Raw genomic sequence first — 18435 nt, 5'->3', positions numbered from 1 at the left:
AAGCTAAAAGGGCCGGAGGGATGTTCTCCCTCCGGCCCTTCGTCGTCCGCGTTACGCGATGTTGCGGCGGGGTGCTCCCGGCGGCGGGGTCGGTGCGCGTTCCGGCCCGCGCCCCTGAGTCGGCGTCGCCTTCGCGGCGGTCGTCCGGCGGCCGCCCTTCTTCGTTGTCGGCACGCTTGGAGACTTCGCCGCTGCGGCTGCTGCGCGTGCGTCGATGTCCGCGCCCGTGGCCTCGTGCGCGGACAGTCCGTCAAGGCCTGCCGCATCACTCCATTCCGCCCCGGCCGTGGCAATGTCGCCGCGTCCTGCGGCCTCGGCCGCGCGGCCTCGGGCCTCGTCGGCCTCCCCGAGTGCGGCATCGGCCCGGGACCGCTGGTCGGTGCTGCTGCGGGCAAGCGCGGCCGCGTGCCGTCGGTCCTCCGCGTCGTCCGTTCCGGTGTCGCCTGTGCTGCTGGTGGCGGACGTTGCGCCCTTGCTCGTCGGCTCGTCGCCCGCCGGCCTGCCGGGGGTACGGAAACTCGAATTCATCGCTCCTCGTTCCTATCGTCCGTGGGTACGGGCCGGAGTCGGCTGGGCCGCAGGGCTCGCGGGCGCGGCCGCCGGCCCCGGTGGCGGCGTCACACCAGGCGTAGCGGTGGTGGACTGCGCGGACGCTGCCGATGCTCGGGCATCCGTCGTCGGCGTCGGACTCCCCGTTGGGGTCGCGGCCGGGGTCGACGCGGGGGCCGCTGTCGGGGTCGACGTGGACGCCGGTGCCGCCGTCCGCGCGGACGCTGCCGATGCTCGGGCATCCGTCGTCGGCGTCGGGGCCGGGGCAGATACCGGGGCAGATACCGGGGCAGATACCGGGGCAGGTGCCGGGGCCGGGGCTGGTGCCGCCGTCGGAGCGGCCGGGGTCGACGCGGGGGCTGGCGCCCTCGTCGCGGTTGGGGCCGGGGCCGCCGTCGCCGTCGGGGCCGCCGTCGCCGTCGGGGTCGGGGGGTTCTTGGCCTGGTCGTTGAGCAATCCGCGGGCCGCTTCTGCGGGCGTGAGCGTGATGCCTGCGGTTGCTGCCTGCTGGATACGGACGGGGACGCCGGCAAGGGCCTCGCGTGGATTGTGACCGCTGCCTTGCAGATCCTTCATCTGCTTGGCGATGGTCGGCCACTCCCGGGAGGTAACCAGCTTGTCCAACACGTGCTCATCGGCCATGGACTCGCGGGCCACGATGGCCAGTCGAGCATTCTCCTGCGGCCCGATTCCGAGGCGTGCGAGCTCGCTGGCGTAGTCGCCGACGGGCTTCTGTTGCCCCCGTACCTTGTCCAACAGGTTCTTCCCTCCTTCCTTCATTCGCTCCCAGGTTCCGGCCCGAGGCTCCTTGCTTCTCCCGGATTCCTGGCCGGGCGGGGGCGCCCAAGGATTGCGCGGCTGGCTCGTGGTCGTCGGCACGGTGACGCCCGGTGTTGTCGCCCCTGCCCGTAGGTCGGTGTCCATGCGCGCGATCACGGGAGCTGCGTCGCCGAGGAACTGGGCCACGTTGACGCCTGTTGCCTCCAGCCGTTTCAGCTCGTTGGCGAGCTGCGGCCACTGCGTGGAATTCACCATCGCCTCCGCCACTTCTGGGGGCTTGATGGTGCCCCGCACTAGGTGCGCGTACCGCTCGTGCTCCGGGTCTGCCGGCTGCCGAACGGGGGCGGGTGCCGGCGTGGGCGCGGCAGCACGTTCTGCGGCCTCGCGCTGTTGGCGCTCGCGTAGAGCCTGGGCCACCATCACAAGCACTTGCAGGGCGACGGCGGCCGTCTGGGCCGCCTGCCCTCCGGCCTGCTCCATCGGGTTGGTATCGCTCACGGGTTCCCCTCGTCCTGAGCCATCATCATGTCCTCATCTCCACGGGTCTCCTGTACCTGACGCTAGCTGTCCGAGGGCCGTCACGTAGGCGGTTTTCCCGCCCGTGTGACGGCCCGGACTAGCCTGCCTACCGCCGGGGTGCGCGCGTCGCGTTCCGGCGCTGTGCGGCCTCCTGTGCGGCCCGCTCGGCAGCGCTCCGCTCGCCTGGTGCCGCACTCTGCGGGCGGGCGGGTCCCGTCCTTCTGGGGATGCGGGGGAGTGAAACCGGGGTGCCGGCCTTCTGCAATCTTCCTTGCATTCGCCAGGTGAGCACCTGAGCCACGTTGTCCGCGTCGGCCAGGTCTCGGGACGCGACCACCTCGGCCAGAATCTGCGCCGGTTCGTACCCTTCCCCCGCTGCCTTGATGAGGTAGGCGGCCAGTGTCGGGGCAGCGGGGTCCGCGAGCACGGACGCCGCATATTCCGGGACCGCTTGGCGGACAGCTTCCCCGAACGTGGTCGCGGTCGCGTCCACACCGAGCGGCGTGTCCTCGATCGCCACCGGCTCTTGTCCCACCACCGGCGGCGGGGAAGTCCTCGCACCTGAATCCGCGGTGTCGTCGCTGTCGCTGGAGGAGACATCGGAGGGACGCGGCGGCCTGGCCGTCACGCTCCCCTCGGGAAGGAAGGCCAGGCGATTCCCTGCCTGAGTCTCCCCGTCGCGCAGATCCACCGAGTAGCGGCTCGGATTACCCTGCCGTGTTGTGGCCACGTACTCCTGTAGCCGTTCAGCCGCGTACGCCTCCGCCGTGACTCCCTCGGGCAGATATCCGGTGCCCTCTGCGTCAGTGATCGTCTTGTACGCCTCGTTCACGAATTCGCTGTGGCTGATCGCCCACCGGACCGGCTTGCCCCCCGCCTGCGGTGTGACTGGTGTGGGCTGTTGCTGCGGCGGAATCGTCGGTCCGTCTCCAGTCGACGCGCTTCGCGCGTCGCTGTCCATCTGCCGTTGCAGTCGCCAAACGAGTACCTCGGCGGTGCTGTCGGCGTCATCGAATCCGCGCAGCGATGAGACGCGCGCGAGCACCTGGCCCGGGTCGTAGCCAGCGTTCTCCGCCTGGCGCAAGGTGGCGGCCAGGGCCGGCCACGCGGCCTCGCCGAGGACGGTTTCCGCCAGGTGGGGGAGTGCGGCGCGGACGACAGGGGCGTACGCCTCGACCAGAGCCGGCCCGTCCGGCTCCATCGCCGTGCGCTGCCAGGCGGCCCGGCTGCCTCGTCCTGGTCGACGGCTTCCGCCGGCGGCACCGTACGCCACCTCGGTGGCGGCTCGCAGGTGGGTACCGGCCTGCGCCGCTGCTCGCTCCTGGGCAGCGTGCTGGGCGGCCTGGTGCCATCTCATCGCGGCCGTGATGGCCAGGGCGACGGCAACGAGAATTGCGATGGCTGCGGCGGTCTCTCCTCCGCTGGCGATGGCCGATGCTCCGGTGACGAGTAGCTGCGTCGCGGTGCGCAGGTGGGCGCTGGCCTCGCTGTCCATGCGGCGGCTCGTCGGCGCGCGGCCGGCCCTTTCAAACGCGCGGGCTGCGGTTCTCAACTCGTCGCGGACCGCTTCCGGTGCTTGGGCCGCGTAGGTGGCCAGGAAGTCCGCCAGGGCCACCATTTCACCGGCCCCGGCTTCGTTCCCGGCCTGCCCCAGGACGGCGGCGGCCTGGTGCACGTGCTCGGCCGCGAGCTGCCAGGCGGCGGCCCGGCTGGGCACCGTGCCGGCCCCCGGTGACGTGCTGGAGTCGGCACCCGCACTCCAGCGCTCGCGGACGCGGGGGAGCGAAAGGTCTGGTGCCAGCCGTGAGCCGGAAAACCAGACGGCGCGGCCTCCGGCCGTTCGGTCTCCGGGCAGTGCAACGGAGTAACCGGTTACTGCCCCATCTGGTGCCACGCGCTTGTTCAGTCGCAGACCTGCGGACGTGATCGCGGCGAAGAACTCGTCATCGGAATGAGCTCCGGCGGCTGCCCGTCGGACGGCTTGTTGGAGGGTCTCGCGCGGTGTCTCTTCGCGGCCCTTCCTCTTGGCCTTCGCCTGTTCCGCTGCCGTCGGCCAACGGCTCGCCGTCTTGTCACCGCTGGTGAGCTGACGTAGCCCAAAGCGCTTCTCCAGCTCGCGCGCTCGGGCCTGCATCTTGGGCATGTCCCGACGGACATCCGGGGCCCGTCCGTCCTGTCGGGCCAGGGTCGCCACGATGTGAATGTGATCGTCGGCATGCCGGATCGCAACCCATCGGGCCGCCATCGGGTCGCCCTTCGGGGCGATGCCTGAGGCGTCCATGATCTCGCGTGCCACCTCCGCCCATTCGGCATCCGTCAGCATCCGGTCCCCCGGGTCCAATCGGACGGGCACGTGGTACACGTGCTGATCTGGCTGCGGGCCGTCCAGCATCAAAACGGGGGCGTCCAGCAGCATGCCCAAAGTCGTGATCGTCGCACCGGAATCCAACGCAGGATCGGCCACACCCGCGTCCCACGCGGCAACCATGTGAGGGTCTGTGTGTTCGTTCGCTCGACCCGGCCCGTACAGGTAGTACAGAAGCCCCGTCGTGCGGCCGCCGGCCTTCGCCTTCTTCGGGATCAAATCCGTCCCTCCATAACTGCCAACGTCGCGGCGTCCAGCTTCTCCACGGTCTTCGCCACACGGTCCAGAACGGCCGCCAGGCGCTCCGGGGTCTCCTCGCCTTCGCTGTTCAAGACATGAGCAATCTGGTTCAGGTTGGTTCCGATCCTGTTCACGGAAACCCGGGCGTCGGCCAGGGTCCGCAGCTTGTCTTTCACGTCGACCGGTGCCGGGTTGACCTCTTCTTTGGCGACGGCCACGGCAACGGTCGCAATGTACGACGCCACTGACTGACCGGCGGCCGTCGCCGCCGTCAGGATCGTGGCGTACTCAAGCTCGTTGAATCGGACGTTCAAGCGCTCTTTGCGCGGGGCGTCGGCTCGTCTCGGACGACGGCGAGCGGGCGGCTTCTGCTCCATCAAACCCCTCCCCTCCGTTGGTCCGTGCTCGGACCAAAAGCAGCGGCATAAGAGCCCGAGCATAGCGAGAGGCGGGCGCCGCTGCCTGGATAAGGGCACCTTATCCACTAACTTGCTCCGACGAAGGAGGCCGCTGGGGGTGGGTGCCGGGGTAGGGCGGCGCGCGGCTTCGCCGCGTCTGGGGTCCGGGGCTTGCCCCGCTGGTCCGCCACCCGTCCGGGTGGGGGAAATCTGCCTGGCCTCCATCGGGGGCGCTAGCATGTCGCCCATGACTGCATCTCCGAACACCGGCAACGCGCCTGACGAACAGTCCTTCATCGAAACCGCCGAAAGCCTCTTGGCTTCCCGGCTGAATGTCGTGCGTCCTCTGGCGCAGATCATCACGGAGCGCAAGAACCTCCAAGCACAGCTCGCCGACGTAGAGCGACGCTACGGGGCCGCCTACGCAAGTGCCGAGGCTGGGGGGTGGACACCCGGCGAACTCGCGCAGATGGGCGCTACCGAACCGACCCGACGGCCGCCGGGCCGCCCCAAGAGGGTTCGTACCGGCAAGGCCCCTTCTACAACCACCGCGCCGGCCTCCCCGCCGAATCCGCGGGCGCCTGAGTCGGCCCCGAACTCGTCGCCTGCTCCCTCGGCCTGACACCTCCGAACTGCCAGGGCCCCGGCTCCGCCCGTCGCGGCCGGGGCTCCTCCATTTCTCTCACCTAGGACACGAATCATGATTGCGGGCAAGCGCAACACCTTCGTGTGGGTCCACGAGGAAGATGCCAAAGCTCTGCGCGACCTGTGCGGTGACAACGCTGCGCGTGAGGCTGCGTGGCTCGCCTCGCAGCGCGAGCAACTCGGCCTGACCGAGGGCGAGCCCACACCGGAACCACTCCGCCTCGAACTGCTTCGCCTACGGCCTGCTCGGTGGCCGGGACAGAGTCACATCGTGGAAGCATCCATGCGCGTCCGGCTCTCCCGTCCTGACCTCGTCGGCCCCTGGGTCCCCTTCACCCCAGCGGAGCGAGAAAGCCAACGGCTCTCCGGCCGTCGACCTGGTACACCTAGCGAGCGGTTCAGCGACAAACTCGCCCTTGACCTCGACCCTGAATTGGTCGACCTGGCACAGCTCGCCTCGTACCGAATCAGCGAACCCATCGTCAGCCAAATGCACGCTGAAAACCTCCTCGGCCCCGGCCGCTCACGCTCACGTCGCGCACGACTCCGCCGGGAGGAACTCCAGGCCCAGATCTACACCCTGGGGCGCATCGCCCGGGAGGCCATCGCCCTCGTCCTGCACCCGTAGGAATTAGCGGCCAAGGGCCGTTGTGCCATCAAACAAGGTAGTTATCGCTCGACTCGTCCCGCCCCAACATTCGCGTGCGGCGGGGTGGGTGGGGCGGCAACCGTCACATGGCATGCGTGGCCGGCGCCGCTGCCGACTGCGGCCCGTCGCGGCGTGGAAAAGACAGCCGGCGGCGGGAGGGGGGTGCCGGGCCGGGGCCAGGTTGGCCGTCTGCCGGGCCCGTACGGGGCCGGGCGCCGTACCCTCGCCGTCACGGATGCGGCAGCGTGAGGCGAGCGCACCGCCCGTCTGTGGCTGGCGGGGAGCTGGCAGCTGCCGCGCTCCAATTGCGGCCAGTGTGGTCGCTCCGCGTCGGTGCGGGTCTCGTCGTGGCACATGAGCGTGTCGTCCGTTGCCTCCCGCACCACCGTGGGCAACCACCGCCCAAGGCCCGTGGGCGGGACAGCACCGGCCGTTTAGCGTGTGCAAGCTAAGACGATGCGGGGCAGAAACACCGGAGCCCGCACCGGCTTTCGGTGCGGGCTCGGCGCTGCCACTTCGGAGTTAAAAGGGGTCGGGACGTTCCGCCATTTCCCTGATCCTGTCCACAACCGCGCGGCAGTCTCCGAGGGCTCGATGACCTCCGTTGAGCCGCTGCCAACTCCAGCCGCCCCAGTAGCTCGACCATTCTCCGACGTGGACGGCGTACGCGTGCATCGCGCACCGGCTCCACTGCTGGGCCTGCATCCATTCGACGGCGGCCGGGTGCCACTCCGCCGGCGCGATGTTCGCGCTGGACGGGGCGGGCGCCTGGTCCCGGTGGTGGCGGTCCAGCTCGTACCGCAGTACGGCGTAGTCGTACTCCTGGTTGTAGACGATGACCTGGCGGCCGGCCAACGCGTCGGCAATCCGTGGGAGGACGGCGCCGAACGTGGGCGCGTCCTTCACGTCCTCGTCCGTGATTCCGTGGATCGCGGACGACTCGGCGGGGATGGCGGACCCCGGGTGTACGAGGGTGTTGAGCAGTACGGTGCCGGCCCCGTCGGTAATGCTGATTTCCACCACCTTGGCGTCCCACTCAAGGCCGGTGGTTTCGGTGTCCAGTACGGCGAATTCGTGGGGCGCCTCGACTACTCGTCGGGCCCACCGTCGTACCGGCCCTAGCTCATCCCACCGTGCCCGCTCTGCCGCACGCCGGGACTCTTCCGCCCTGCGCTCCTGCTCGGCCAGGCACGGCCCGCAGGTGCGGGGGAATCCCCACGCCCGGCCGTAGCTGTCGGCGGCGTCGGCGGCCTCGACCTCCTCGCGCGTCGCGGTCTGCACGTCGCACCGGGGGCAGTGCCGGCGGGTGAGCCTGTCGGCGACTTCCCGCCCGGCCTGCTTCGCTCCCGTGCACGCGGCACACTGGCGGCCCGGCTCGACGCTGGCACGATAGTTGAAGCGAGTGGCACAGCGTCCGCACGTCCGCTCCCACAGCGCGCGTGCGGCCTCGTCGCACGCGGCGCACACCCGACCCTGTACCGGTAGCCACGGCGCGCTTCGTTCCCACAACGGGGAATCCGCGGTGACCTCGCAGAGCACGCAAGTACGGCGGGCAAGGCGCTGGCGCTGCTGCAACGCGGACAGGGGCCGCATCCGGGCCGCCTCGTCCACTCGGTACAGCGGGACGTTGTAGTACGTGCGCCTGCGGATGCGGACGAACGCGCGGGGTTTCTGTCCCTCGGCGAGCTTGAGCCGGCGGTCTGTGAGCTGTCCTTGAGTGCACAGGTTCTCCGGGGCCGTTCCCGGAGCGAACACCGGCAATCCCTCCGCGTACGCGACGGGCTGAGCGGTGATCTGCGCGGCGTTCTGCGTCGTGGTGGTGGTCGTCTTCATGTACTCCCCAACCTCCCGTTGGGTCTGGGGTTACGGGCCTATTCCGCCTCGGGCTCGGGCTCGGCGAAAGCCGGAATCTGGCCCGGAATCAGCTCGACGGGTTTCGGACTGTCCGCTGCCTTCTGGGGACCTTCACCGGCCGGCGCCTTGCGCCCCCGGGGGGCCTTCTCCTTCTTCGCCCCCTCCATTTCCAGGCGCAGGGCTTCCAGCTCGTCGGCGAGCTTCTTCCGGGCCTCGTCGGCTCGCTGGGCGGCGGCTTCGGCGGTCTCGGCTCGGAGGTTGGCGGCCACGGCGTCCCGGTCCGCGCGGCGCCGCTCCTCGACCTCGCTCGCGAGCTGGGCGGCCAACTCGTCGCGGTGCTTCTCTGCGGCAGCGATCTGCTTGTCTGCTCGCTCCTCGGCCTTGACGGCCCGTGCCTCGGCCTGCTCCCTGCGCCGGTCTGCTTCACCCGCGAGTTTCTCGGCTACGACGCGCTGACGGCTTGCCTCCACCACCTGTTCGCCGGCGCGGTCACGTTCGCCTCGGGCGTCCTTGGTCTCCTGCATGGCGGCGGCGTAGCCGGTCGCCAACTCCTTCATCTCCTCCTCGGCCTTGGTCGCGCGCGCTTCGGCGCGGGCCTGTGCTTCTGCGGCGGCGGTCGCGCGGGCCACGGCGTCCTCGGCCTCACGGCGGGCGTCGGCACGTTCCCGATCGGCCTCGGCCCTCAGCCGGCTCGCCTCGTCGGCGCGGCTGACTGCGCGGTCCCGCTCTCGGCCGGCCTCCTCTGCGAGCGCCTGGGCGGCCGCCGCGTCCTGGCGTGCCTGGTCGCGCTCGCCGGTGGCCCGCTCGCTCTGGGCCACGGCAGCGGTCGCGATGCGCTCGGCGGTTTCGGCGCGCTGCACGGCGGCGTCCCGCGCGGCCTCGGCGAGCTTCTGGGCGGCCTCGGCGGCCTCGGCCTTCTCCTCGGCGATCCGCTGCCGGTGAGCCGCTGCGGTCGCCCTGTTCTCGGCGTCTTCCCGGGCGGTGTCGGCGGCCTCCCGCGCGGTCCGGTCCCTCTCCGCGACGGCCTGTGCCGCATCGCGATCCGCGGCCGCCTGCTGTGCCTCGGCGCGGGCGGTGGCTGCCTCCGATCGGGCCTCGGCGGCGGTCTGGTTGGCCTGTGCCACGTCGCGCATGTTGGCGGCCCGCGCGGCCGCCAACCTGGCTTCCACACCTTCGGGAGAGTTGAGTTTCTTGATCTCCGTCCGGGTGTCGGCCGCCACCTGCTCCAGCCGCGTTACGGTCTCCTCCATGCGGAGAATCTGACCGGGCAGGCCCGGCGCGTTGCGCTCGCGGGCGCGTGCCTGTCGACGCTCGGCCTGGCACTCCTTGGTGCAGTACTCCGGCGGTCGGCCCTTCTCGCTCGCGGGCCTCGCCCGGACGATCGCCTTGCCGCAGTTGGCGCACGGCTCGGGCCAGTAGCCGTAAGGCGCTTCCTCCTCTCCGTCGTCGTCGCCACCCTGGTTGACGGGCTGCTGCGGCTGCGGGTCGTCCTGGTCGTCGTTCACGTACGGGTTCCTCTTCTCCAGACTCGGCCGGGCGTGCCACTCGATCGCCTCGGCGGCCTGCCGAGGCGGGTCGTTGGGCCGGCCCCTGATCGTCCCGCATCGGCGCACGTGATCACTCCGCCTCGGTGCGCGGAAAGACGCTCGCGGCGAGCCCACCTGGTCAGAACGCCTCGGGCCGCGTGTTCGCGGCCCGCCACCGCTGGGCGTCCTCCTCGGTAACGAACCGCCAGTCGTCCCGCCCGTCGACCCGGCGCGGCATCGTCTGAATGACCCACCGGCCGCCCGCGGATTGCCACAGCCGCTCGTGGAATGCGGGGCTGCCTGCCGAAGGCTCGTACGCCTCGGCCGTCTCGGTGTCGAACCAGCCGGCGAACGTCTCGCCTGGCTCGTCGCTTTCGGTGATGTACCGCTTCGGCATGTCGGCGTCCTCTTCATGTTGTTGGTGGTCGGGTGCGCGGCCGCCGGCTCCTCGTCCTCGACGGCGGCGGCCTGGTCGTGCTCGTGGTCCTGGTGCTCGTCCTCGACGGCGGCCGCGCTGTCGTGCTGGTCGCCTGGTGCTCGTCCTCGACGCGGGCGGCGTTCTCGGCGGGGGTCCGGCAGGGGTCGAGGCGCCGGCGAGTGGCCGGCGCTCGGGGTCCTCCGCAGGGGGGTTGGGGGGCTAGATCGCGCGGTGGGTTCGCGCGGCGGCCGAGGTCACGCGTGCGCGGGGGGCCGGTCGGGTGGCGTCTCGTGTGCGCAGGGTGGCGGGCCTGGTGGTGGCGGGCTGCCGGTACGTTCCCGTGCGGGGTCGGCGTGTGCGGCGGGCCCGCGCGGGGGTCGGGCTGTGAGGCGCCGGCGGAGTGGCCGGCTCGACGGCGACGGGTTCGACGGCGGTCGGCTCCGGGGTGGCCTGCTCGACGGCGGCCGTCCAGGGGTCGATGGGGTCCTGAATCCAGAGTTCGGCGGCCACGGCGTCGGCTCGCTCCCAGAGGGGCCGGCGGGCGTCGTCCCGTACGGGCTGCTGCGGGCCTTGGGCCATGGACGCGGTGAGGTGTGACAGGACGTCCGATCGGTACCGGCGTCCCAGGTTCTTGACCTCGGTCGGGGTGAACTCGTCCAGCACGCCCGACAGGACGGTCATCAGGCTGCGGCGCCATGTGCCGTAGCGGCGGGCGGCACGCGTGGCCAATCGCTCCAGCCTGGTCATGACGGGGCCCAGTGCGGTCAGCATGCGGTCGACGGCGCGGGCGGGGCCGGTGACATCGACATGGCGCCACAGCTCGGCACCGGTGTGGGTGCCGTCGGCCAGTAGCCGACGGGGGCTCGACGTCTGGACCCCGAGAAGTCGGGCCACTTCCAACACGATCGCGCGGTGGTCGCGGGCTCGGTGGGCGCGGTGGGCAGGGAGGGTGATGCGGGCCTGGCTGTGGCTGCCGGTCTGGTGGTGGCGGGTGATCTCGGCGCGGACGGACGGGCGGCGGGTCGGCGCCTGGGCGGCGTCATGGGCGGCCCGCTCGGCGCACTCCTCGGCCCATCCATCCTCGTCGGCCTCGACCTCGGGGACGTGCGGGGCCGGTGCGATCGCACTCCGGCAGGCTCCGCATCGGGCATCCAACTCCCAGTACGCGGGGCAGGATCCGCACCCGTACATCGCCCGATGGGCCCGGCGGCGCTCGTCGGCCTCCTCCTGGGCGGCCTTGGCGGCCCGCTCGGCCTCGTCGGCGGCCTCCCAAGCGGCCTGGCGGGCCGCGAACTCCGCGCGGTCGACGGCGGCCTGTCGCATCTGGGCGGCGAGCCATTCGCGGGCGGCGGCCTGGCGGCGCTTGTCCTCGTCTCCTTCGGGGAGGCAGGGAAGGAGCTCGGCGCGCTTGCCGTGCGCGCGGGCGCGGTTGACGCGGACGCTGTGGGCGCGGAATGCGGCGTCTGCCATGAGGGCGTCCGGGACGGCGCGGAGCCGGCGGGCGGCTTCCACGCCGTCGGCGGTGGCGGTCACGATGCCCTCGGCCTCGATCAGGAATCCGCCGGCCATGAGGGCGTTGACGCGCGCGGCGGCGATGCGGCGGCCGGTGGGCGTGCGCCGGTAGGTGCCGGCGCCGTCGGCGTGGATGCCGTGGGCGCCGGCGTATTCGACGGTCTCCAGGTGGGGGAGCGTCCAGCACAGTGCGGGTGCGGTGTCCTCGGCCAGGCGCTGACTCAGCCAAGCGGCCGTGTCGAACTCATCGGCGGGGTCGTCGTCGCGGGTGGCAATCTCACGGGTTGTCAGCACCCGCTCACTCTACCATTTACGCGATTACCATTACCAGTAATTGAGAAAATGACGGTTAACGAACGGCTGCCAGTTTTCGCGGGGTGGGTGGCCGGCCTCTCGCCGGCTGGTCCTGCTCGGGGGCTCCGCCCCCTCGGCGGCTAGAGCCGGCCGGGGCGTCCTGCCCGTGACGACAGTTTTAGCGTGTGCAAGCTAAATTCCCTCGGCCTTGGCTCGTCGCCGGCCCCCGAGGGATTTCCGGCTTCGTGCTCCGCGTGCTGTGCGCGCTGGGCTTGGGTCCTGTCGGCGGTCGTTCGCTGCGGTGGTCACCGTGGTGACTCTCCGACTCGATCGACCGTGGGCAGACTCTACCGCCTTCCTCCCCTCCTCATGCGCTTCTCTGCTCGGTCGGGCGTGTCGCCTCTCCAGCGGCCTGCTCGGCTGCGGTACGGCGCACCGCGTGCCAATCGGCGGTGACCCGGCCTCGCCAGGTCACGCAGCGCTCGCCCGGGGCGGCCTGGCAGTGTCGGCAGTGCTGGCGGGCGGGCAATACGGCCCGGCGGCGGCGCTGCTTCGGCTGCTGGGCTCCGGTGGGGCTGAGGTGCGCAGGGTCGATGATCTGGCCACGCTGGGCGAGCTGTTGGGCGTGGGCGAGCATCCCGGCGGCGCCGATGCGCTCGGCCTCGATCTCGCGGGCACGGGCGTGGTCGGGGCTGCCCGTGCTGGTCCGGGGGTAGGCCCGTGCGCCGGCTGCCATGCCGGGGATCACCTGCTGATCGGGGCCGGGTCGCAATCCGCGGCGCCTCTTCTCCGTCCTGCTGAGCCTGAACCACTCCTCCTCGCTGGCCCACCAGTCGTGCCCGGCCTGGTCGACGCGGGCCTGTGCTGCCAGGTGGGCCGTCCGGGTTGCCGTGCCGGTCTCCTGGCCTGCCTCGTACAGGGGGCGGCCCGTGGGGGCGTACGTGGTGGCTCCTCGGCGGGGGCGGGCGGTGGTGATGAGCTGGAGGGCCTGGGCCTGCCTGAGGTGCCGCAGGGTGGCACGGCGGCCGTAGCCGGTGGCGGCGGTGATCTGGGCCAAGGTGGGCCGGTCCTGCTGCTGGACCTGCCACAGGGTGCGGGCGGCGTGGTGCCCGAGGGTGTGCCATACCCCTGCCTGCTGGTGGGCAATCAGGGACCGGAGGTAGGTGGGGAGTTCGGGGGGAGGGGGGGCGGCGGCGTTCCGCCTTCTGTCAGACCCCGGGTGAACTGGGGAAACGGTCTCGGGGACTCGGTCGATCGCGCACCGGTGGCCCTTGTGCTCGGGGCACTTGTGCTCCGTCGCCAGGGTCACCCGGCGGGCCTGTCCGGCCCTGCGGTTGGCCTCGGCGGTGACGGTGAGCCATCCGTCCCTGATCAGGCGCCACAGGGCCAGGGATGCCGTCTGGTACGTGTACCCGGCGAGCGTGCCGACGCGCCGCACGTTGGCGGACACGTCGGTGGTGCTGGCGCTGATCATCAGCCATGCCACGGCCATGAGTACGGCGGCGTCCGCCGGGCCCGACTCGCGGCCCCACCGTGCGGGGCCGGCCACCTGCATCCGCGCAACGAGGTCGGCCACGGCGGCCTCGGCGTCCGTGTGGTCCTGGTGGTGGCCGTCGTCCTCCGGGCGGCGCGGCATCCGGGCGGCGTCCTGGACGGCGAGCCACCACACCCGGGCCCACAGTCGGGCCGTCTCGTCCTCGTCGCGCGGGGCGCGGGTGCCATCCTCCTGGCGCTCGCTGCGGAGCCACTCCAGCGCGGGGGAGGACTCGGCGTCGCGCACCACGGCCAGGGCCTCGGCCTGCGTCCAGCCGGCCAGGGCCATGGACCGGGCCGAGGCGTGGGCCCAATCCGAGAAGTTCTGGCGGTCCGTCAGAACGCGGCGGAGTCCCTTCACCGCGCGCTCTCCGAGGGGGCGCCACGGTACGGCGAGCCTGGGGCATCCGGTGGCGTCCTGCTCGACCGGGCGGACGATCGGGCCGCGCTGGCGGATGGACGGCGGTACCTCGGTGTCCTCGCCGTCGACGGCCGGGGCGGCGGCCAGCCGGGAGGTGCCGGCGGGGCTAGCGGGGCTGACGGCGGCGGCCATCGTCTCCAGCCGCGCGGCGAGACGCTCGAACGCCTCGGCCCGCGCCGAGGCGGTGCCGAGGGCCGTCACGGCCTGCTCAACGGTGTGGGCCGTGAGTTCGCTGTGTCCGCCGAGGCGGTGAGCGGCGCCCGGCGGGCGGACCGCGCCGGCCTTCGCGTTCATCAGAGGCGCCGTGTCCAGGGACGGGCACAGGGTGCGGGCCGCTCGGGCGATCCGCTGCGTCGTGGTGACGGGAACACCCTCCGCGCACCCGAGCCACACGTGGCGGCCGCCGGCGGCGCCGGACCGGGCCGGTACGGGCTCGATGTCCTCGGCGGCGGCGGCGGCGGCCAACAACTCGGCGTCGGCTGCGGCCTGGGCGGCCGGGACGCGCTTGGCGTCGAAATCCAGTGCCAGGAGTACGTAGCGGTGGGCGCCGTGGCGGCGGCGCGTGAGGTACATCGCCACCGGCCGGGCCGGGTCGACCTCGGCGAGCGCCACGGCCTCGGGGTAGACGTTGCGCCACTCCCCCGGCTCGCCTGCGGCCGCGCGGACACGCGGGCGGGGGGACAGCTCGGCAAGGAACCGCGTCAGGGTCTCCGCCTGCACCGCATTTCGCGTGTACACGCTAGAACCGTTGACGTCTTCGGATTTAGGTGATGAATCGGGTACGGCGGCGGAAACCGGGTCGTCATGTCGATAAAAGGCTTGTGACACACGGGGTTCGGGCAAAAAAGAACCGCCACCGTAGGGGTGCGCTACGATGGCGGCAGCTCCTCGGTGCTATGACGACGCACGAAAGCCCCCACCGGGCCGGCCTAGGAAACCGGCGCAACGGCGGCTAAGTGCTTTTTCTAGGGCCCGGAGTCTCAGTTGGGATGGCGATCCGTGGTGGCTGAGACCCGGGCGGCTTACGCGGCAGTTGGCGGGTAGGAAGTCCGCAACTGGTCACGCAGCCGGTGAAGTCACCCGGCCTCCTGCATGTTCTTGATGTTCGCGCCGCTGGCTCGCGCCTTCCGGTGCCTCTCCAACTTTTCCAACAGGGCTTCCCTGATGACCTCGGCACCGCTGACGCCGGTTTCTGCCACCAGCTCCTCGTACGCCTCGCGTACGGGCTCGCCGGGGTGCAGCATCAGACCCGCGCGAATCGACTTGTCTGACGGAATGTCCGTCGACCGGCCTCGCTGCTGTCGTCCTCTGGGTGCTGCCATGATCCGGATCATAGACCGTCACCCCATGTTGATGTCCACAATATTGAATGTGTCGGCGTGTTTTTCTTGGGGTATCCGGGACGGCTGTTGCTCGCAGGGGGGTGAAACTCCCTGCCGACTGGTTGACTTGGCGTGAGCCTTCAATCCGCGGGACGGGGGCCGGCGGCAGCGCGGTTCGTGGCGGCTCGATGCCGCCGTGAACCGCTCCGGGCCGGCACCCGGCGGCCGGCGCAAAGCCAGTGACGTGCAGTCAGGGGGCGCCCGGCTGACGCCCCCTGGCCGTCCGGCGGCCTAGTCCTCGTCGGCCTTGCGGAACGGCTCTCCGCAGCGACCGCACATCAGGGCGCCCCCGTCCTCGTCGCCGTCCTCTCGGCCGAACTCCCACGTGGCCCGGCTGATCTGGATTCGGCGGGCGGCCTCGGGCTGGCCGTCCTTGCCCGGCTTGGTGCAGCCGCACACCACGAGGAAGCGCGTCGGCGGCCGCTTCGCCTTCTTCGGCTCGTCGCCGCCCTCGCCCTGGCCGCCCTGGGCTTCGCCGTCGTCGCCGTTCTCGCCCTCGCCACCGGTCGGCTTCGCGGTGCCGCCAAAGTTCGCGGTCACCCACGCGTCGTAGACGTAGGGCAGGCTGGCCGTGTCCAAGGCCTCGATGGCGGCCGCGTACCGTGCTGCGGTGCGGTCGGTGATCTCGCAGGTGTTCCAGCCGTTGATGGGCGCGGGGGACGCGGGTCCCTGCAAGCCCAGTTCCTCGGCGAGCTTCACGAAACGCTTGTTGTGGTACCGGTAGTCACTGCTGGTGTCCTTGATGTTCCGGACGTGGGCGAGCGCGTGGGCGGCCTCGTGCAGAAGGGTCTGCATCGTGCGGCGGCCGCCGAGGCTGATGAGCTCCCCGCCCGCAAAGAGCTCGTGGGTCCGGGTCTTCGCGCCGGTGGTCCACCGCTTTTCACCGAAGTGCCCCCACTTCATGCTGTCCGCAGTGCGGCCCGTGCCAGTGATCATCACGACGGCGGGCACGTCGGGGTGCTCGGCGCGGATCGCGGCCCACGCACTCTCAAGAGCCGTGATGATGCGGCTGCCGTGTTCCTGCTGGGTCTCGGCCGGTCCGGCCTGCGGGGGGATCGTCGCGGTGGTGGCGGTCGTGTTCATCGGTGCTTTCCTATCGTGCCGAGAGGTCGAGTGGGTGGGAATCGGGGGCGGCGAGCTGGTCGCCGCCCCCCGGCGGGTCAGATCGCGCGGCGGTCGCGCTGCTTGGGGAGTCGCCGGATCGGCTCCGAGGCCTGCCGCTGGGCCGGGACCTTGGTGACGCGCTCGTTCTCCGGGTCGTTCATCTCGGTTCCTTTCGGGGGGTGTTGGTGGGACTTGCCAGGCGGGCCGGGTGCCGTTCCCTTCCCTCCCTGGCAAGAACTAGATTACAGCAATAGACGATCACGCACAACTCTGCGGCGTGTCGTGTCGCCACAAAACCGCAGGTCAGAGGCTTGCCATGGTGGAGGTGCAGATTTCTTTTCGCGTGTACACGCGAAGTTGGCCCCGGGGGCCGGGCTCGGCTCGTCGGCGGCCTGGTCGTGCTCGTGGTCCTGGTGCTCGTCGTGGTCGGCTGCCCGGCGGCCGGTGCTGTCCCGCCCACGGGCCTTGGGCTCGTGGGTGCCCACGGTGGTCCGGGAGGCAACGGACGACACGCTCATGTGCCACGACGAAACCGGCACCGACGCGGAGCGACCACACCGGCCGCGATTTGAGCGCGGCAGCTGCTAGCTCCCCCTCGGCCACGGCCGGGCGGTGCGGTCGCCTCACGCTCCCGCAGCACCGACGGCGGGGGAACGCGCCCCCGCCCCGTACAGGCCCGGCAGACGGCGAACCTGGCCCCGACCCGGGCGCCCCCCTTCCGCCGCTGGCCGTCTTTTGGACGCCCCGGGCCGCCGCAGACGGCGGCGGCGCCGGCCACGCATGCCATGTGACGGATGCCGCCCCACCCACCAGCCGCACCGAATCCGCGGGCGCCGGCAACGTCGGTGCCGGTCTGCAGGAGACTGGGCGGATGAGCGAACAGACGGGGACTCATCGCGCACGGCCCGAGGCGGGCATGACGGACGGGGACCGGGTCTTGGTCTCCTGGCTCCACACGGACTCGGTGCTGCGTCCAGCCCGGCCGGGCTGGGCCTACGGCTCTCTGGCCGGCCTCCTGCTCGACGTGGGCCGGCTGTTCACGCCGGCCCCGTGGCCGGACGGCGAGCACCCCGGCGAACCGGGGAAATGCTTCATCGAATCGATCATGTGGGCCAACAACTCCTCGGGCGAGCTCGCCTATGTGGAGGGGTGGGCCTGGGATGTGGCGTACCCGGTCGAGCACGCGTGGTGCTCGACGGCGGACGGCACCGTACTTGACTTGACCTGGCCTCGTCCGGGGGCCGCCTACCTCGGTGTGCCGGTGGTGCCCGAGGCGGCGTCTGCGTTGATGGGTCGCCACGGCGGGCCGCTCCTGCACCACAACGGGATGCCGGGGCCGGCTGCTATGGAGTGGATGCGTGCCGGGGTGCCGGCTGAACTGCTGGTCGATGTCGGCCGGCCTGTGCCGGCTCCCTAGGGCTCGTGGTGGCGGGCTTCGTCGGCCTTGGCCATGATGCGCTCGGCGGTCTGGGTGTTCACGCCGTAGTGCTCGGCGAGCTCGGCGGCGGTCACTGGCTGGGCGGTGCCGGCCTCGGCGGCCGCGATGATGGCGGCGACTTCGCGAACGCGCGGATCGGTGCGGGCGATCCGCGGTGCCAGGTTCTTGGATCCGGCGGTGCGGCCCTTGTACTGCGTCTCGCGGCCGGCGCGTGCTTCGGCGGCGGCGCGGGTCCACCAGCGGCGCCCGTGGCGCTCGGTGCCCCGGTCGATAAGGCCGGTGACGGCGTCGGCGCGGACGGTCGACGCGCTGATGCCGGCGATGGCGCCGGCCTCGGCGTCGGTGAGCAAGTCGTCCGGGTGCGGGCCGGCCGGGAGTGCCGGCAGCGGCTCGCCGGCCAGGTGAGCGTCAACCTGGGCGGCGTCGTAGATGAGCGGCCGTACCGAGCCGGGCAGCGGCTGCACGGCGGCGGCGAATGCCTGATGGTGCCGGCGGCGCCACGTGGCGACGGAGACGCCGGCACGGGCGGCAACCTCGTGGATGTCGAGCGTGGGGCGGCCACGGGGAATCACGGTGGGGCTCCTGGGGTCGGGCCCGGCGCTGGGCGCTCGGGCGGGGTTCGATCTGGTGAGGCTACGGGGCGGGTGGGCCGGCGCCGTGGTGGACCTGTCGTATGCGGCCCTTCGTGGCAGGCGGCAGCGCGGCCGGGGCGGCTCGATGCCGCCGCGGGCGCGCCGGCCCGCCGGCGGGGTGGGGGGGCCGGGCGGGGCGGGGGAGCCGGGGGGGGGTGTCGGGGCGGCGATCGGGG

General features: G+C 71.8%; 14 protein-coding genes. 3 read left to right on the top strand and 11 right to left on the bottom strand.

Annotated elements, in window-relative coordinates; all coding sequences use genetic code 11:
• Positions 1-51: 51 nt before the first annotated feature.
• The 3 genes from ACFTXQ_RS30560 to ACFTXQ_RS30550 all read right to left on the bottom strand — a co-directional run bounded on the left by ACFTXQ_RS30560 (position 52) and on the right by ACFTXQ_RS30550 (position 4830).
• On the bottom strand, positions 52-528 hold the full coding sequence (locus tag ACFTXQ_RS30560; RefSeq protein WP_382646913.1) for a hypothetical protein: 477 nt from the start codon (positions 526-528) through the stop codon (positions 52-54).
• 1426 nt (positions 529-1954) lie between these two features.
• Positions 1955-4432, bottom strand: coding sequence for a relaxase/mobilization nuclease domain-containing protein (locus ACFTXQ_RS30555; protein WP_382646910.1), 2478 nt, complete (start codon positions 4430-4432; stop codon positions 1955-1957).
• Positions 4429-4830, bottom strand: coding sequence for a plasmid mobilization protein (locus ACFTXQ_RS30550; RefSeq protein WP_382646908.1), 402 nt, complete (start codon positions 4828-4830; stop codon positions 4429-4431). The genes ACFTXQ_RS30555 and ACFTXQ_RS30550 overlap by 4 nt, the downstream gene beginning before the upstream one ends.
• 268 nt (positions 4831-5098) lie before the next feature.
• On the opposite strand from ACFTXQ_RS30550, the gene ACFTXQ_RS30545 reads away from it, so the two are divergent.
• Both ACFTXQ_RS30545 and ACFTXQ_RS30540 read left to right on the top strand, forming a co-directional pair.
• Complete coding sequence (locus tag ACFTXQ_RS30545; protein WP_382646906.1) at positions 5099-5473, top strand: hypothetical protein; 375 nt, start codon at positions 5099-5101, stop codon at positions 5471-5473.
• A 78-nt stretch (positions 5474-5551) separates the two neighbouring features.
• On the top strand, positions 5552-6124 hold the full coding sequence (locus tag ACFTXQ_RS30540) for a hypothetical protein (protein ID WP_382646903.1): 573 nt from the start codon (positions 5552-5554) through the stop codon (positions 6122-6124).
• Positions 6125-6667: 543 nt separating this feature from the next.
• Here ACFTXQ_RS30540 and ACFTXQ_RS30535 read toward each other — a convergent pair.
• From ACFTXQ_RS30535 to ACFTXQ_RS30505, 7 genes are all read right to left on the bottom strand, one after another.
• Entirely contained in the window at positions 6668-7978 is a 1311-nt protein-coding gene (locus ACFTXQ_RS30535; RefSeq protein ID WP_382646900.1) for an exonuclease domain-containing protein, read from the bottom strand.
• 38 nt (positions 7979-8016) lie between these two features.
• Entirely contained in the window at positions 8017-9504 is a 1488-nt protein-coding gene (locus tag ACFTXQ_RS30530; RefSeq protein ID WP_382646897.1) for a hypothetical protein, read from the bottom strand.
• Between the two features lie 160 nt (positions 9505-9664).
• Positions 9665-9922 carry a hypothetical protein gene (locus ACFTXQ_RS30525; RefSeq protein ID WP_382646894.1) on the bottom strand — a complete coding sequence of 86 codons (258 nt, stop codon included), beginning with the start codon at positions 9920-9922 and terminating at the stop codon, positions 9665-9667.
• A 240-nt stretch (positions 9923-10162) separates the two neighbouring features.
• A complete protein-coding gene (locus tag ACFTXQ_RS30520; RefSeq protein ID WP_382646891.1) occupies positions 10163-11749 on the bottom strand; it encodes a hypothetical protein in 1587 nt (528 codons plus the stop codon).
• A gap of 367 nt (positions 11750-12116) precedes the next feature.
• Positions 12117-14441 carry a hypothetical protein gene (locus ACFTXQ_RS30515; protein ID WP_382646888.1) on the bottom strand — a complete coding sequence of 775 codons (2325 nt, stop codon included), beginning with the start codon at positions 14439-14441 and terminating at the stop codon, positions 12117-12119.
• Positions 14442-14779: 338 nt separating this feature from the next.
• Positions 14780-15025: a hypothetical protein gene (locus ACFTXQ_RS30510; protein ID WP_382646885.1), complete on the bottom strand. Its 246-nt coding sequence runs from the start codon at positions 15023-15025 to the stop codon at positions 14780-14782.
• A 291-nt stretch (positions 15026-15316) separates the two neighbouring features.
• Positions 15317-16168, bottom strand: a complete 852-nt coding sequence (locus tag ACFTXQ_RS30505) for a hypothetical protein (RefSeq protein ID WP_382646882.1) — start codon at positions 16166-16168, stop codon at positions 15317-15319.
• 892 nt (positions 16169-17060) lie between these two features.
• On the opposite strand from ACFTXQ_RS30505, the gene ACFTXQ_RS30500 reads away from it, so the two are divergent.
• Positions 17061-17606 carry a hypothetical protein gene (locus ACFTXQ_RS30500; RefSeq protein WP_382646879.1) on the top strand — a complete coding sequence of 182 codons (546 nt, stop codon included), beginning with the start codon at positions 17061-17063 and terminating at the stop codon, positions 17604-17606.
• On the opposite strand, the gene ACFTXQ_RS30495 is transcribed toward ACFTXQ_RS30500, so the two are convergent.
• Complete coding sequence (locus tag ACFTXQ_RS30495) at positions 17603-18199, bottom strand: DNA-binding protein (RefSeq protein ID WP_382646876.1); 597 nt, start codon at positions 18197-18199, stop codon at positions 17603-17605. The genes ACFTXQ_RS30500 and ACFTXQ_RS30495 overlap by 4 nt on opposite strands.
• Positions 18200-18435 lie beyond the last annotated feature (236 nt).

This window comes from Streptomyces sp. NPDC057010 (genome assembly GCF_042673805.1).
Lineage (GTDB): Bacteria > Actinomycetota > Actinomycetes > Streptomycetales > Streptomycetaceae > Streptomyces.
This window is presented reverse-complemented; position numbering and strand designations above follow the sequence as displayed.